Origin of the sequence: Streptomyces sp. NBC_00989, from assembly GCF_045162655.1 — a bacterium.
Taxonomy (GTDB): Bacteria; Actinomycetota; Actinomycetes; order Streptomycetales; family Streptomycetaceae; genus Streptomyces.
Map to the genome: position 1 here is coordinate 448501 of NZ_CP108728.1, position 14866 is coordinate 463366.

Below are 14866 nucleotides of genomic sequence, written 5' to 3' on the forward strand. Positions count from 1 at the left end.
TTACTCGTCGTCCCAGTCGTCGTCGTCCATCGGCGGGCCAGGCAGGGTGTGGGCTGTACGAGGGCCGGAGCCCAGGACTCCGACCTGTTCCCAGACTTTCCGGGTCGCATCGAATTCGTCTCCGCGCCCGTAGCGGCCCTCCGCCGCTGACACCGTCAGATTGGCGAACTCGGCGAAGGATGCATTCCGCCGGAGCTCGCCGCCGGTCAGTGCGTCGTACCAGATCTGTCCGGCCTTCTCCCAGGCGTGGCCCCCGAGTTCGGTGGCCAGGAGGTAGAAGGCGTGGTTGGGGATGCCGGAGTTGATGTGCACGCCGCCGTTGTCGCGGCTGGTGCGGACGAAGTCGTCCATCGTCGCGGGCTGCGGGTCCCTGCCGAGGGCGGTGTCGTCGTAGGCCGTGCCGGGGGCCTTCAAGGAGCGCAGCGCCACCCCGGTGACGCGCGGGCCCACGAGCCCGGCGCCGATCAGCCAGTCGGCCTCGGCAACCGTCTGGCCGAGCGTGTACTGCTTGATGAGCGAGGCGAAGACGTCCGCTATCGACTCGTTCAGGGCACCGGGCTGGTCGGAATAGGCAAGGCCGGCGGTGTGCTGGATCAGGCCATGGGCCAGTTCATGGCCCACGACGTCCACCGGTACGGTGAAGTCCGAGAAGACGTCGCCGTCACCGTCGCCGAAGACCAGCTGTTCACCGTTCCAGAAGGCGTTGCCGTACCCCTCGCCGTAGTGAACGGTCGCGTTGAGCCGCAGGCCCTGCCCGTCAAGGGAGTTGCGTTCGAAGGCGGTCGACAGGAAGTCATGGACGGCGCCGAGGCAGGCGTACACGCGGTCGGCTGCGGGGGACCTGCCGGGGGCATCGCCTTCGCTGCGAACCTTCCGGCCGGGCAGGTCGGTGCGATGCCGGGCGTCGTAGACGGTGCGCTGCGCGTGCCCGCCGGGTACCCCCGCAGCCAGGTCCGGGTACACAGCCCCGACACGGCTGCTCATTTCACGGCGGACCCGCTCGACGGCATCCGTCTCAAGAGTGCGGCGTGCCAGCGCGGCGAGCCCAGGATCACTGGCGCGCAGCAGCCGGTACAGGACGTGCGGCGGCACGAACGAGCAGTGCACCGGTGAGATCCTCATGGCCCCCTCGCCCGTGGCTGTGGAGTCGACGGTAGCGGTGACACGCGGTCGGGCACATCAGGTGTGCGTGGATGCGTCGGCCTCTGACCGGTTGCCTGTCAGAGGCGATCAGATGTGGGCAACGCTCGCGGACCTCTTCGTGCTCCCGGACCCAAGCCCGGGTCACCACGTCCCCGCACCCCTCGGTACGGCGTCGACGACGCTCGCCACCGCGTGGCTCCGGACCCGGAGACCGAATCGCAGGTCCGCGCAAACGGCCCCGTTTTCGGCCTTTGCCGAACCGCAGACCCTGGCCGACCCCGCACAATCAGCGGACTCCGTGTACCTGGTCCTGCATTTCGGCGTCGCCGTCCCGCGATGCCGCGCGGACGGCAGTTCAGCCGTCGTCCTCGTCAACTTCCTCGGCATACGGTTCGGCCGTACGCAGGCCGAGGTCGTCCTGCCAGGCCCGGACCCAGGCGCGCAGTTCGGTGATGTGATGGGGGCTCATGTCGTACACGGTGTGCATCTCATGCGCACAGACGGCTGGTCACCCTCCGAGCCGGCTTGGCCTACGTCCGCCACAGCTTCGGGAACCGCGTGCCGGGTCCGGGCGCCTGCCGTAACGGAGTCGGAGGACGCATCTGCCCGGTGTCGGGCTCGTTGCCGGTGTTCACGTGGTGGCTTCTTCGCGGATGAGGGATGCGGGCCGGGAGGTGAGCAGCCGGGTCAGCAGCGGCAGTGCTTCGGTCGCGGTGCGGGCTTGGGCCGTGGGCAGGTGGGCGACGCCGTCGGGCAGGGTCATGGCCGCGCGGGGGATGGCGAGTACGCGCATGTCGGCGGCGACGGCCGAGCGGATGCCGGCAGGGGAGTCCTCCACGGCCAGGCACCAGGACGACGGGACGCCGAGCTCGGCCGCCGCGCGCAGGTAGGGGTCCGGTGCGGGCTTGACCCGGGCCACGTCCTCGCCGCACACCACGGCCCGCAGTCTCTCGGCCAGGCCCAGGTGTTCGAGGGCGGCCCGGACGAAACGGCGGGGGCTGGCGGTGGCCACGCCGACGGGCCCGTGGCGTTCGGCTTCGAGGACGAGCTCGACCGCTCCGGGCAGGGCCCGGATTTCTCCCGCAGAGCAGGCGTCGACCATCGCGGTGGTGCAGGTGTCGACGACCTCGGCGGCGGTGGCCGCGCCGCCGCACAGGTCGGCGACGTACGAGGCCCAGCTGCCGTTGCCGTGGAGTGCGGCGGTGTCCTGGGGCCGCCACTGGTGACCGTGGCGGGCGGAGAAGTCGGCGCACACCCGCGGCCAGGCGTCCGCTGTGTCGATGAGGGTGTCGTCCAGGTCGAAGACCGTCGCCCGCAGTACCAGGGTCATACCGTCGCCGTGTCCGCGAGCCGCAGCCCCTGCGACAACTGCTCGATGGAGACCAGTGCCAGTCCGTGCTCGTCGGCGAAGGCGCGCAGCCGGTCGAAGCCGGCGGTGGAGCCGTCGTCCTCGCAGACCTCGCTGATCACCGCGACCGGTGACAGCCCGGCCAGGCGCAGCAGATCCACGCCTGCCTCGGTGTGTCCGCGCCGCTCGGCGATCCCGCCTGGACGGGCCCGCAGCGGGAACACGTGCCCGGGCCGGATCAGCGCCTCGGGCCGGGTCGCGGGGTCGACCAGGGTGCGCACGGTCAGGGCCCGGTCCGCGGCGGAGATCCCCGAGCCGACGCCGACCGCGTCCACGGAGACCGTGTAGGCGGTGGTCTCGATGGTGTCCGTTCCGGGGGCGGGCGGGACCATCAGCGGCAGCTCCAGCCGGTCGGCGATCTCGGGCGCCATCGGCGCGCAGATCAGCCCGCTGGTCCAGCGGACGAAGAATGCCAGGGCCTCGGCGGTCGCGAACTCGGCCGCCATGACCAGGTCCCCCTCGTTCTCCCGGTCCGCGTCGTCGACGACGATGACCGGCCGTCCGGCCCGCAGATCGTCGACGGCGAGCGCGAGCGGGTCCAGCGACTGCGGCACCGATACTGACGTCACAACAACCAGCCTCTCCTCGGAATCATGAACGTGCTTGCCGTGGATGCATCGGTAACCGGACAGACGTTCTTGAGAAACCTGTACGCCAAGGGGGCGAGTCCCCAGGCGAGCCGCAAGACACCACAGGGCTACACCGAGGCATCGACGCTGGGCACGCGATGAACTGTCGCAACCGGCGAGACCTCATTTCGGGCTGCCGACGACAACCCGGAGTCCCTCCCCTCCGCCGCCGCGAGGAGAGCGTGATCACCTCTCGGCCCCTACGGAGGACTTGGTCCGGGCGGCCACGTCGGCGGCGTAGGCCATCCTGGCTACGGAGCCTTCTTCCGGCCCCGCCGAGGTGTCTTCGGCGGCCTCCGCCACGTGAAGCCCGCTCCTGGGCGACCTGGATCGGCTCGGCCTTCCGCAGGGCCCAGGTGGGGCCAATTCGCCTCGCCACCACCCTTCAGTACTCCCGAACGCTCCTCGAACTGGGGCCAGTTGGAGGGTCTGGCAACAAGTTCCGGGAACTTGTGCCGGACCCGTTCAGCGGCCCCCGCCATGTCGGCTTCGAGCGGCCCCAGTTGCTGACGGTTTTGTTGCTTCCTGACGTCCGAAGTGGCCCCGGGAATCGGCTTGCGCCAGGACCGGCCGCGGTCATGTCCCGCGCAGACACCGGCGCGTTCCGGGACCCTGCCCGGCTACACCACTTCTCTGGACGCAACCTCGGCGTTTGCGTGTTCGGTCCCCGCCTTAGCGCACTGACCGGCCGTCCGGCACCTCGCGGACCGCGAAGCCCGGCGCCCTGCCACGTGCCGGGCCGTCCGTCGCCCCGCCAGATCCTCAGGGCCGACCGCTCGGCGCCTGCCCACCCGACCGGCGTGGGCCGCGCCGCGTGAACTGGTCACGCCCAGCTCTGAGCCAGACCTGAGTGAACTCCTTCGACACATAGTACGCCGAGGGGTTGTGGCGAGAATGCGCCGACGTCCGCGCGCTGTCGTGCTCTTGGGCGCAGCCGCGACGGCGGGACCCCGGACGCGGACGGCCCCTGGTCACCCGGGCCGCCGCCTGGCGTTCTCAGCTTGCGACGCCCCCGGACGAAGACCGCGGCGGTGTCGGCACGGCGTGACCCGTCGCGCAGACGGCGGGCCCGGCGGGCGCCGCAACCTCCCTGCCCACCCAGGTCACAGCCACCCGGGCGGGTACCCGGCCCACCCGGTCAACTCGGCCGGATCAAGCCGGTGCCGGGTCACAACCCTGCCTGACCGGCACGTGTCTGACCTGTCAGGAGCAACGAACTCCTAAGACCATAAGGGGGAAATATGAGATTCAATCATTCCATTCTCGCCGGTACCGCCATGGCGGCCCTGGCAGTCGGCGCTACGACCGTTGCGGCCGGCCCCGCCTCCGCAGCACCGAACACCACCGCGCAGAAGGTCTGCGGAAGCAGCTACAAGACCGTCAACTCCGCGCCCGTCGGCACGCAAGGCACCGTCTACCTGACCTACAACGCCTCCAACGGCAAGAACTGCGTAGCGACCATCCGCACCAACCCTGGCGCCGCGCGCGACATGGGGGCGTGGATCTACGTCTCCGACACCGGCGAGTACGCCCAGGACGAGGGCGCGTACACGTCGTACGCCGGCCCGGCCTACGTCCAGGGCAGGGCCCACTGCGTCGACTGGGGCGGCCACATCGACAACGTGTACGTCTACGTGACGGGCTCCAACTGCGCCGCGCTGAAGGAGCACCGGGTCACCACGGTCCGCTGACCCGCGGAGCGCTGCCACGGTCCGGCCCACTCCCGTCACCCGGGGGTGGGCCGGATACCGTCGCCGGCCCGGCTGCCCGTCGTCCCCACGCCGGCGAGGGTAGCCCCTCGACGCCGTCCCGACGCTTCTTGTGACCGTTGGCGGTGTGCCGGTTGCGAGGATCCTCGGCGCCATGGAGAAGGACGAACTGCTCTCGCAGCTCCACCCGCTGCTCAGTGTGCGCTCGGTAGATGAGGGCACACCGGCAAGTCCTGGGGGACCTGAGCTCGTCGACGCGACGCCTCAAGGCGGGGCCCCCGCGCCCGCGCCTCCTCACCTTCCCCGACACGCTGTCGGGCCGCATCGGTGTGTTTCCGAGCTGGATCCCCGACCAGAAACCGGCGGGTCCCGCGCACGGCATCGTGGAGGTGCCCGCCGACCTCGCGCATCTGACCAGTCTGAGCAGACTCTCCGTTCATGTGGAACGGCTGGCCCAACCCTCCTCCCACTCAGGCCAGTTGGCCGAGCTCCGGCAGGTCGACGAGCTCAGGCAGGTCGACGAGCTCAGGCTGGACGTGCCGGAAGCCGACGACAGGATGGTCACCGACGTGGTGAGCCTGCCCCGGCTGCGCGAGCTGTACCTCTGCTCGGAGGCCGTCACCGATGCCGGGCTCCCCCTCCCGCACTCTGCGGACACCGGACTCGGGCACCTCATCGAGGACCGAGAACGGGTGGACGGCGTGGGCACGGTGGACGGTTCAAGGGGCCGACCCGCTCAGGCCGCGCGATGGTGCGACTGAGGTCCACCAGCGACCGGCCGAACAGGACATACAGCCGAACGACCCTACTTGTCATCCTATGAATTTCTTCAACTCCCCCCTCTGTCCATATAGTTGACAGCGTCTCAGCTCTCCTCAATCATCAGACATCCGATGAATTGGAGCCGCTCATGGGTACGTATCCGAGACGTCAGGTCCTGGGCGCCGCGGCCGGAGTCGCCGCAGCAGCGCTTCCCCTCACCTCAGCCACCGCCGCACACGCCGGCGAACCACTTACCGAACACGCCGGGCCGTGGGTTCCCGTGCCCGATCCGGTCCCTGTCCCCCTCGACGGCCTCTACGACAACGACGGCATCGACACCTCCTCCGCACGCGGCGGTGACTTCGACGGCTCGGGCTACACCTTCCCGGGCGAGGAACTCCCCACCGGCCGCGTCGAGGTCGACGGCATCCCCTTCCTCTTCCCCTCCTCGGCCGCGGGCGCCAAGAACAACATCGTCGCGATGGGCCAGCGCGTCGAACTGCCCCAGGGCCGCTATCTGTCGGCCGTCTTCCTCACCTCGGGCAGCTACGGCAACGCCTCCGGCAGCGCCACCGTCCATTACGTCGACGGCTCCACCAGCGCTGCCGGCCTCGGCGGCGCCGACTGGTACGCGGCCGGCGGCTCGCTCTCCGCTCCGTACCGCTACCAGCCGGACGGCACCAAGGACCAGCACAGCGTCGGCATCGGCACCTCGGAGGTCTGGCTCGACCCGCAGCGCGAGGCGGTCGCCCTCACCCTCCCGGTCACCAACCCGGCCGAGGCGGGCAAGACTTCCCTGCACATCTTCGCCCTCTCGCTCCAACCCGCTGCCCAGGGAAGGGCGTTGGCCCTGCGTGACGCCCACTCCACGAACTCGCTGCTGGAGTCGTCCGGCGCGCAGAGCGTCGAGGCGACGGTCGTGAACGCCGGCACGGTCGCGATCCTCGCGGGCGACGCGGTGTCCGTGCGCGTCGATGCCGAGGGTGCCCGTACGGTCGAGGCCGCCCGCGTCCGGCGCCTGGACCCCGGCGAGCAGGCCCGCGTCCGCGTCGGCATCCGTAGCGGCGCCACACCCGGCACCGTGCGGGACGGCACGGTGACCGTGACCGGACGCGGATCGCAAGCCGCGGTGTCCCACCAGCAGTTGACCCTCGGTGTCGCCGACTACCGGCCCACCCAGACCTCCCTGGCCGGGCATCAGGCGCCGTACTGGTTCCAGGGCGCCAAGTTCGGCATCTTCATCCACTGGGGCGTCTACTCGGTGCCCGCCTGGGCGCCGGTCGGCAAGCAGTACGCCGAGTGGTACTGGGACCAGATGCAGGACCCGAACAACCCGACGTACGCCTACCACCGGGACACCTACGGCGAGGACTTCGCCTACGACGACTTCATCCCGCGCTTCACCGCCGAGAAGTTCGATCCGCGGGCCTGGGTGGAACTGTTCCGGGACGCGGGCGCCCAGTACCACGTGCTCACCTCGAAGCACCACGAGGGCTTCGCACTGTGGGACACCAAGGTCTCCGACCGCAACGCCGTGAAGATGGGCCCAAAGAGGGACCTGGTCAGAGAACTCTTCGACGCCTCACGCCGTTACGCGCCCGAACTGCACCGGGGGCTCTACTTCTCGATGCCGGAGTGGTTCAACCCCGACAACCCGTGGATGGGCCACGCCCCGCGCAATCCGTACACCCTTCAGCCGGTGCCGTACACCGGATACACCGCGGGCAAGGACTATGTGACGCAGTATCAGGCCCCGCAGATGCTGGAACTGATCCACGGCTACGACCCCGAACTCATCTGGTGCGACATCGGCGGCGCCAACGACAGCCTCCACGTGCTCGCCGAGTACTTCAACCACGCCAAGAACCGCCGCCGTCCGGTCGACGTGACCGTCAACGACCGTTCGGGGATCGCCTTCCACGACTTCACCACGCCCGAGTACACGACGTACGAGAACACGGTCGTCGCCAAGTGGGAGTCCAGCCGAGGCCTCGACCCGTTCAGCTACGGCTACAACCGGGCGACCCCCGACGACGGCTACATGACGGCCGAGGAGGTCGTGCGCAACCTCGTCGACATCGTGTCGAAGAACGGCAACTTCCTTCTCGACATAGGCCCTCGGGCCGACGGCACGATCCCCGAGATCATGCAGACCCGGCTGCGCGAGACGGGCCGCTGGCTGCGCGTCAACGGTGAGGCGATCTACGACACGACGTACTGGTCGCGGATGGCGCAGCTCGGCGAGGATCTACGGTTCACGGTCCGCCCGGACGAGGCCTTCTACATCCACTCCCTGGCCAAGCCGAGCGCCAGACTCACCGTCGAAGCGCCGATCCCGATCCGCAGTGGCGACAAGGTGACGATGCTCGGCCACGGCCGCCCCCTGACATGGACCCTCAGCAACGGGGCGCTGGTGATCGACGTCCCCGAAGCCGCACGCAGGGCGGGGCAGCACGCGTGGGTGTTCAAAGTGCATTGGCGTGCCTGAGAGGTCGTTTTCTCCTGTTGCTTCACCTGTATCTGCGGCTTTGGCATGCTGACGCCGGGTCTAGCCAAGAGATGGTGCTCTCTCCGGTGGTGAATCCCCTGGCCCCTGGGGTGCGTCGGATGATTTCGAGGTCGATGCCGAGGCCGGCGGCGTGCTCGACGAAGTGCTTGCGGCAGCCGCCGTCGACCCAGGCCTTGCGCAGGCCGGGGTGGTCGGCGGCGGCCTGTTGCGGGAGGGTGCGGCCGGCCGTGGAGATGCCGTAGCAGGCGCCGCGCAACCCAGGACCCGGCACCGACTGATCGCCGGCTCGCGTACCGGCCCCCTCGCTTCCGCTCGTTCCGCTGAGCGGATCCGGCGGCGACAGCCAGGTGACGGTGCATCACGCTGGCCATCGGTCGTCGACGGCCCATGGCCGCTCGGCATGGAGAGAGCAACCACCAGGGGGAGTTATGAGAGAAACATCGAAGCCGTCGCGTCGCGTGCTCGCCAGGGCGGCGGCCGGGCTGGGGAGGTGGGTGGCCCGGGTGACGCGCTCGCCCAAGGCGGTGGTGCTGGTCGTGGCGGCGCTGGTGGCCACTGCGTTCGCGGTGACACCCGCCTACGCGGACGATCCCGGGCTGAACTGCGCGGCCACCGCGACCGCCACGATCTCGGTGACGCCGTCACCCGTGCTGTACGGCCACACCGCGCTGGTGCAATGGAGCGCGGACTGCGTCGCCAACACCGCTGAGGACGTGCTGGTGATCAGCGGGCCGGGTTTCAACCCGTCGACCACCGTCTTCCCGGTGGGTGGCGGATCGCAGTCGGTGTTCATCACCCAGACCGGAACCGTCGGCTGGAGCGTCACGGTCGTCGACACGTCGTCGGACACCGGATTCAGCAGGGGGCTGGCTTCTGTCTCCGCCTCGGTGACCGGCGTGACAACCGTGCCCAGCTTGTCGGGTGACACACAGGCTCAGGCCGGCCAGGCACTCTCGGCCGCCGGATACGTGCTGGGCAGCGTGGGAAGCGTCGTCGACTGCGACAACGTCAACCGGGTGAGCTCGCAGAGTCCGAGCGCGGGCACCGTACTGCTCCCGGGGTCCTCGGTCTCGATCAAGATCGGCAAGAAGCCCACCCCGCCGGCCCAGTGCCAATGATCCGTCGGATTCCACACCCGCCCTGCCTTCGTGTCGGGACCGCATCGCGCGGCCCCGGCACGTTGCGGTGATCAGCCTCGTGTTCCTTCCCGCTCACCCCGCTGGGGGTGAGCGGGAAGACGGCGGCCTCGTACACCGCGGTGTTCATGAGGACCACGTCGGCGATCCCTTGTGCGTACCCGTCGCCCCGGACGGCTTGAAAGGACGCCCGCGCACGACGACGGTGGAAGAACGCTCCGGTACCCGCACCCAGAACGGCCGTGCCCGCACCGATCGCGGCTCCCGGCCGGCCGCCCAGAAGTAGGCCGGGTCAGCTCCCGCCGACCGCCACGCGGGCCACCCCCGCGAAGGTGAGCATCGTGTGCACGCGAGCGGCGGCCGGGAACGTCATGACCAGCACTAGGCACAGCGTGACCGGGACCGTCGGTGCTCCGCCAAGCACCGCCAGCAGGGCGTGACCCTGAGCCCGTCTCACACCCTCTGGATCTGGGACACGGCCGAAGCGAAGGATGCGGGCTGGATTGTTGGCCCCAACCCTGATAGATCACCTTGTCATGGCCATGAGTGCGATGGAACTGCACAGCATAAATCGTTGGGAGGCGTCCTTCCTCCGCGAGGAGGTGGGCGGCTACTTCGCCCACGGCATCGAGTGCACGCCGGGCGCGACGGTACTCGACGTGGGCGCCAACATCGGTGTGTTCTCGGCCGCCGCCTATGAACGGCTGGACGGAGACGTGCGGATCTACGCCTTCGAGCCGGTGCCACCACTCCACGCGACACTCGAACGCAATGCTCGCGAGTTCTTCAACGGACGTCTGACCGCGCTCCCCTACGGCTTGGCATCCCATGACGACGAGCTCGATTTCAGCTACATTCCGGCCGCCACGATCTTCTCGTCCTCCTCGCGGGATCAGGGGAACATCGAGGACGAGCGGCGCCGGGTCACCGCCAGCGTCGTCGAATTGGTCCGCCAGGGCGGCCTGGGGCCGATCCTGCGCCGCGTACCCGCCCCCATCCTGACGTTTCTCATCGGCCGCAAACTGCGGGTGCTGCGGCGACTTGAGACGCACCGAGTGAAGGTCCGGCCCCTGTCATCGGTGCTAGACGAGCTGGGCATCGACCACATCGACCTGCTCAAGGTCGATGTGGAAGGCGCCGAACTTGAGGTACTCAGAGGCATCGAGGAACGCCATTGGCCGCTGGTCCGCCAGGCCGTCGTCGAGGTGGAGGGCTGGCAGCAGAACCGCGACACGGTCTGCGAGGTACTCCGCACACACGGTTTGACAGTCAGCGCCGAGCAGGACTCGGTGCAGCGGGCCGGCGACATCGGCATGCTGTTCGCGGTCAGGCCTTCACCACGCGCAGCACTCAGTGCTCAAGGCGGCATCGACGGCTAATACAAATGAGGTGGATAGGTCCTGAATGGCCGTGTCCGGGGTGGGAGTTGGACGTTCGGTCCGGTGTGGGTCCGTCGCCATGGACCGTGTCGGATGAGTTGTGGGATCGTCCGGAGCCGTTGCTGCCGCAGCGTGAGCGCAGGTTCCGGTATCCGGGGCGCAAGGCAGTGCCGGACCGCGGGGTTCTGTGCGGGATCCCGTACGTGCCGCACACCGGGATCCAGTGGGAGCATCTGCCGCCGGAGTTGGGCTTCGGCGCGGGTATGGCGCGCTGGCGCCGGTTGCGGGACTGGAACCAGGCCCGCGTGTGGCAGTGGTTGCACGAGGTCCTGCTGGCCGAGTTGAACGCGGCCTCGCGCCTGGGCTGGTCTCGGTGCGTGGTCGGCTCTTCCTACGTTCGGGCGGAGTCCTTTGATCAGGCGGGTTCACCAGCCTCATGTCGCAACGGCGGCACGGACGCGAGCGAGCCTTCCCGCCTATCGCGGCCCCGACGGTTCGGCCGGTCGATCCGCCGCAGCCTTGGCATTCTTGGCGGCGGCGGCCGCGACGGTCGCCAGGTCCTCGCCCGAGAAGCCGGCGCGGCTCAGCACCGCCAGGGACTTGTTCGTCGCCAGCGTGCACAACGCCAGCTCCGCCGCCTCCCGCTCACCGGCCCCCGCCGCCCGCAACGCCTGTTCCAGCATCGCCCGCAGACCGTCGATCATGGCGCGGACCATCGCCCGGCCCTCCGCGTCGAGCGCCGGGAGCTGCGTTGCCGACACCGTGAGCAGGCAGCCGTCCGGGACCGCCGGGTCGGCGATGCGATTCAGGACGACCTATAGATAGGCGGCCACAACGGCACTCGGGCTCGGGTGCGGGCCGGACAACGCCTGCTCGTACTGCGAGTGGTAGGTCTGCGCGTACCGTTGGAGGCTTCCGGTCACGGGGCAAGCCCGTGCGGTTCACGCACCCCGAGGTCGACCCCGACGACTGACCTCCCACCCCCACGCCCTCCGCAGGCACCCCTTGGAATTGACCATCTAGACTTGCCGCCCTGATGCGGGAGGAGGGGCAGTGAGCGCAGCACCCATACGGTTCGGCATCGTGGGAAGCGGCTGGCGGGCCGAGTTCTTCGTACGGCTGGCACGGGCACTGCCCGAACGACTCGCGGTCGCCGGCGTGGTGACCCGCTCCGCCGACCGCGCCGCCCGCGTGGCGGCGGAATGGGGCGTGCCGGCCTTCCGTACGGTCGACGAACTGTGCGGCACCACACCGGAGTTCGTGATCCCCTCGGTGCCGTGGGAGGTCACGCCGCAGGTCGTACAGGAACTCGTCGAGCGCGCGACACCGGTGCTCGCCGAGACCCCGCCCGCACCCGACGTGCAGGGGCTCAGCCGGCTGTGGGACGCCGTGGGCGCCGCGAAGCGACCGGGGGGCGGCGCCCTCGTCCAGGTCGCGGAGCAGTACACCCTCATGCCGGGCCACGCCGCCCGGCTCGCCCTCGTACGGCGAGGCGTGATCGGCGAGGTCAGCTCCGTACAGGTGTCCTCGACGCACATGTACCACGCGATGTCGCTGATCCGGCACACGCTGGGCGTCGGTTTCGGACCCGCGACCGTCACCGCGCGGGCCTTCACCGCCCCTCTGGCCGACCCGCTGACGCCGGCCGGATGGACGGACGACCTGACTCCGAAGGACGCCGTCACCACCCTCGCCCTGCTGGACTTCGGCGCGGCCCGTACGGCGCTCTACGACTTTACGGACAACCAGTGGTGGAACCCGCTGCGGGCCCGCCGAATCGTGGTGCGCGGGTCGCTCGGCGAGATCGTCGACGACACGGTGGTGCGCATGGCCGACCCGCGCACTCCGGTGGAGTCCGCACTGACCCGCCGCCGTACCGGCACCGACCTCAACCTGGAGGGGTCCGAGGTCCACCACATCTCCTTCGACGGCGACGTGGTGTGGCGCAACGAGTATGTGGGCGCGAGCCTGTCCGAGGACGACCTCGCCGTCGTGGATCTGCTGTGCCGGACGGGCGCGTGGGTACGGGACGCCGGCCCGGAACCGTACCCGCTGGCCGACGGATGTCAGGATCACCTGCTGGCGCTGGCCTGCGAGGAATCGGCCCGCACCGGGACGCCCGTGACGACCACGGTGCAGCCGTGGGCGGGCAGTTGACCCCGGAGCGCACGCCGGACTCTGCCGCCCCTCCGACCGGCTCGTTCCACCAGCATCGCGGCCGACTCTCGTCGGCCGTGGACGTCAGCCGCAGGGACCCTGCGCTCTCGGCACTCCACGGTCTCCAGGCCCACGACGCTGTCTGCCACTTAACGTGCCTCACACGATGGATCGAGATCACCGCCGACCTCGGGTGCCCCCTGATGAACTCGGAGCTCAACGGCACGCCGACATAAGGCAGTTCACAACCAGTCGGCCACCCTCCGAGCGAGTCGGCAGGGATCTTGGGGTCGAAGTGCCTTCCGGGGGTACGGGCTTGACGTGCGCGTTCCGGTTTCCCCTAGAGGATGGTGTCATTCCCATGGCCGACGATGCCTTGCTGTTCGTCCTTCCCGAGCGCCATCCGCGACTCGGTGCGGCTCTGGCGGCCGTGGGCGAATTGGAGTGCGCCGAGACTCCGGCGGTGCTGGGATGGCTGCACGCTCACGGGGTCCCCTCCTCCTCCGAGTGTGTGCGGATCGTCCCCTCCGGCGCCGAGGTGCTCATCCCCGAGGACGCGGAGCGTCTGCCGGTCCCGCTGAGCGAGGAGGAGACAGTGCGGGTCCAACAGGCGTGCGCACCCCGGTCCGTGACGGACATGGAGACCGAACTGCTCGACTTCAGGGACACCACCCAGGACTGGCAGTCCCTGGTCCACCGCGCGCTCACGACCGGGGTTCCCGCGCCCCGCATCGCACAGCTCACCGGTCTGGACCCACAGCTCATCGTCCAGGCTGTCGACGGCTGAGTTCCCGCCGAATCGCAGGGACTCGCGGGGCGGAGATCGCCAGATTCTGCCGTGTGGTCTCCCCTGCATGGGCTGGATGGTGAACCCGGGCGACGCCGACGGCAGAAGGGCGGCTGTGGACGGCATCGCGGGAACCCGTGGGTCTCGTCCGGGCACACCACTCGTGCGGCACGACTTCGGTGACGTGCTGATGATGGGCGTGCGGTAATGCGTGCGGGCGGCGGCTACGCCTGACTCGTCGTGAGGGCCGAGCAGGATCACGCCGCCCACCTCGACCAGTACGGCCTCCTGGCGGCGGCACCGCCGTGTTGATTCGCTGCGAGCACTCAGGCCCCTGCCGAACGCCGGCTCATGAAGGGTTCGGCCAGTAGCCTCGCCGTTCCGCAGAGGGTCTGGCCGTGCCGGGCGAAGAGTGCGTCCCGTGAGTCGAAATGGCCGAGGTCTGTCCGGACGTAGGCCGAAAGGTCGCACGAGGGGCCGGTGGCCGGGCAGACCGTCGCGCCGTCCCAGTCGATCGCCGTCCGGGACAGTGCCTCGAAGAGTGTCTCCGGGCCGGTGTTGGTGAAGCCGCCGTCGCTGGCTTCGTTCAACTCGTCGAGACCGCCGAAGAGTTCCGAGACCGTCAGCCACGGCGCGGTGGGGCGGCCGTTCCGCGGTAGGTCCCCGATGTGGAACTCCGGCCATGCGAGCACGACTTGGTGCGGGACCAACCCATGGGTCCGGGGGAAGCGTGGGTACCAGAAGCTGCCGTCCACCAGCAGGCCGCGCACTCGCGTGGCCACCCCGGTTGCCCGCGCGACCGCCTCCAGCACCGCCAGCCGCTGGCTGCACGAGCCCCGCCGGCGGCGCAGCACCTGCGAGACGGGGCGCTCGTCCTGCACCGAGTACACCGGCCGCACTGCCGTGGCGATCCATCGGTGGGCCTGGCGCAGGGCCGCTGTTCGGCAGGCGTCCGAGGCGTCCTGTGTGTCCGTCGGCATGTCGAGATGGCGCAGCAAGGACGAGACGTCCGGGTGCTGCCAGTCGAGTATCCGCGTCGGAGCTGTGCTGCCCGTGGCTCCTCCGCTGTCGGCGTCACGTGTGCGGACACGGCCTCGCGGCATGAGAAGCGAGCTCGTCATGGCGTTGGTCCTCTCCCCCAGCATCCTCTCCGGATGGCGAGACCCATCATGGCAAGTTTTTTGAACACGTTCAACTATGAGGCTGGGTGATACCGGTCGCGAGAGGCGTCTGCCGTTCGAGCACCC

General features: G+C 69.6%; 14 protein-coding genes and 1 pseudogene. 8 read left to right on the plus strand and 7 right to left on the minus strand.

Going from position 1 to position 14866, the window contains the following annotated elements; genetic code table 11:
* The 3 genes from OG714_RS02065 to ribB all read right to left on the minus strand — a co-directional run bounded on the left by OG714_RS02065 (nucleotide 1) and on the right by ribB (nucleotide 3120).
* Nucleotides 1-1122 carry a M4 family metallopeptidase gene (locus tag OG714_RS02065; RefSeq protein WP_406118078.1) on the minus strand — a complete coding sequence of 374 codons (1122 nt, stop codon included), beginning with the start codon at nucleotides 1120-1122 and terminating at the stop codon, nucleotides 1-3.
* A 652-nt stretch (nucleotides 1123-1774) separates the two neighbouring features.
* Nucleotides 1775-2473, minus strand: coding sequence for an HAD family hydrolase (locus tag OG714_RS02070; RefSeq protein WP_406118080.1), 699 nt, complete (start codon nucleotides 2471-2473; stop codon nucleotides 1775-1777).
* Entirely contained in the window at nucleotides 2470-3120 is a 651-nt protein-coding gene (gene ribB, locus OG714_RS02075) for a 3,4-dihydroxy-2-butanone-4-phosphate synthase (protein ID WP_406118081.1), read from the minus strand. The genes OG714_RS02070 and ribB overlap by 4 nt, the downstream gene beginning before the upstream one ends.
* Before the next feature lie 1301 nt (nucleotides 3121-4421).
* Between ribB and OG714_RS02080 the strand changes: the two genes are divergently transcribed.
* The 3 genes from OG714_RS02080 (at nucleotide 4422) to OG714_RS02090 (ending at nucleotide 8139) form a co-directional block, all read left to right on the plus strand.
* Entirely contained in the window at nucleotides 4422-4871 is a 450-nt protein-coding gene (locus OG714_RS02080; protein ID WP_406118083.1) for a spore-associated protein, read from the plus strand.
* Between the two features lie 230 nt (nucleotides 4872-5101).
* Nucleotides 5102-5650 carry a hypothetical protein gene (locus OG714_RS02085; RefSeq protein ID WP_406118084.1) on the plus strand — a complete coding sequence of 183 codons (549 nt, stop codon included), beginning with the start codon at nucleotides 5102-5104 and terminating at the stop codon, nucleotides 5648-5650.
* 149 nt (nucleotides 5651-5799) lie between these two features.
* Nucleotides 5800-8139: an alpha-L-fucosidase gene (locus OG714_RS02090; protein ID WP_406118085.1), complete on the plus strand. Its 2340-nt coding sequence runs from the start codon at nucleotides 5800-5802 to the stop codon at nucleotides 8137-8139.
* Nucleotides 8140-8161: 22 nt separating this feature from the next.
* Here OG714_RS02090 and OG714_RS02095 read toward each other — a convergent pair whose 3' ends face one another.
* Entirely contained in the window at nucleotides 8162-8431 is a 270-nt protein-coding gene (locus OG714_RS02095; RefSeq protein WP_406118086.1) for a hypothetical protein, read from the minus strand.
* 157 nt (nucleotides 8432-8588) lie between these two features.
* Here OG714_RS02095 and OG714_RS02100 point away from each other — a divergent pair, with 157 nt between their 5' ends.
* Nucleotides 8589-9278 (plus strand): PASTA domain-containing protein, encoded by a 690-nt coding sequence (locus OG714_RS02100; protein WP_406118088.1) that lies wholly within the window; start codon nucleotides 8589-8591, stop codon nucleotides 9276-9278.
* A 310-nt stretch (nucleotides 9279-9588) separates the two neighbouring features.
* Here OG714_RS02100 and OG714_RS02105 read toward each other — a convergent pair whose 3' ends face one another.
* Nucleotides 9589-9753 (minus strand): hypothetical protein, encoded by a 165-nt coding sequence (locus OG714_RS02105; RefSeq protein WP_406118089.1) that lies wholly within the window; start codon nucleotides 9751-9753, stop codon nucleotides 9589-9591.
* Between the two features lie 79 nt (nucleotides 9754-9832).
* Here OG714_RS02105 and OG714_RS02110 point away from each other — a divergent pair, with 79 nt between their 5' ends.
* Both OG714_RS02110 and OG714_RS02115 read left to right on the plus strand, forming a co-directional pair.
* Nucleotides 9833-10675, plus strand: a complete 843-nt coding sequence (locus OG714_RS02110) for an FkbM family methyltransferase (protein ID WP_406118091.1) — start codon at nucleotides 9833-9835, stop codon at nucleotides 10673-10675.
* 5 nt (nucleotides 10676-10680) lie between these two features.
* Nucleotides 10681-11065 (plus strand): annotated as a pseudogene (locus OG714_RS02115) (transposase); the annotation flags it as partial.
* Between the two features lie 86 nt (nucleotides 11066-11151).
* On the opposite strand, the gene OG714_RS02120 reads toward OG714_RS02115, so the two are convergent.
* Nucleotides 11152-11436, minus strand: coding sequence for a hypothetical protein (locus OG714_RS02120; protein WP_406132244.1), 285 nt, complete (start codon nucleotides 11434-11436; stop codon nucleotides 11152-11154).
* 292 nt (nucleotides 11437-11728) lie between these two features.
* On the opposite strand from OG714_RS02120, the gene OG714_RS02125 reads away from it, so the two are divergent.
* On the plus strand, nucleotides 11729-12832 hold the full coding sequence (locus OG714_RS02125; protein ID WP_406118093.1) for a Gfo/Idh/MocA family protein: 1104 nt from the start codon (nucleotides 11729-11731) through the stop codon (nucleotides 12830-12832).
* 361 nt (nucleotides 12833-13193) lie between these two features.
* Nucleotides 13194-13619: a DUF6003 family protein gene (locus OG714_RS02130; RefSeq protein ID WP_406118095.1), complete on the plus strand. Its 426-nt coding sequence runs from the start codon at nucleotides 13194-13196 to the stop codon at nucleotides 13617-13619.
* A 326-nt stretch (nucleotides 13620-13945) separates the two neighbouring features.
* Here the strand turns inward: OG714_RS02130 and OG714_RS02135 are convergent, their stop codons facing one another.
* The gene (locus OG714_RS02135) at nucleotides 13946-14740 is read right to left on the minus strand and encodes a transglutaminase domain-containing protein (RefSeq protein ID WP_406118096.1); all 795 of its coding nucleotides are present in this window, start codon (nucleotides 14738-14740) and stop codon (nucleotides 13946-13948) included.
* Between the last annotated feature and the right edge of the window lie 126 nt (nucleotides 14741-14866).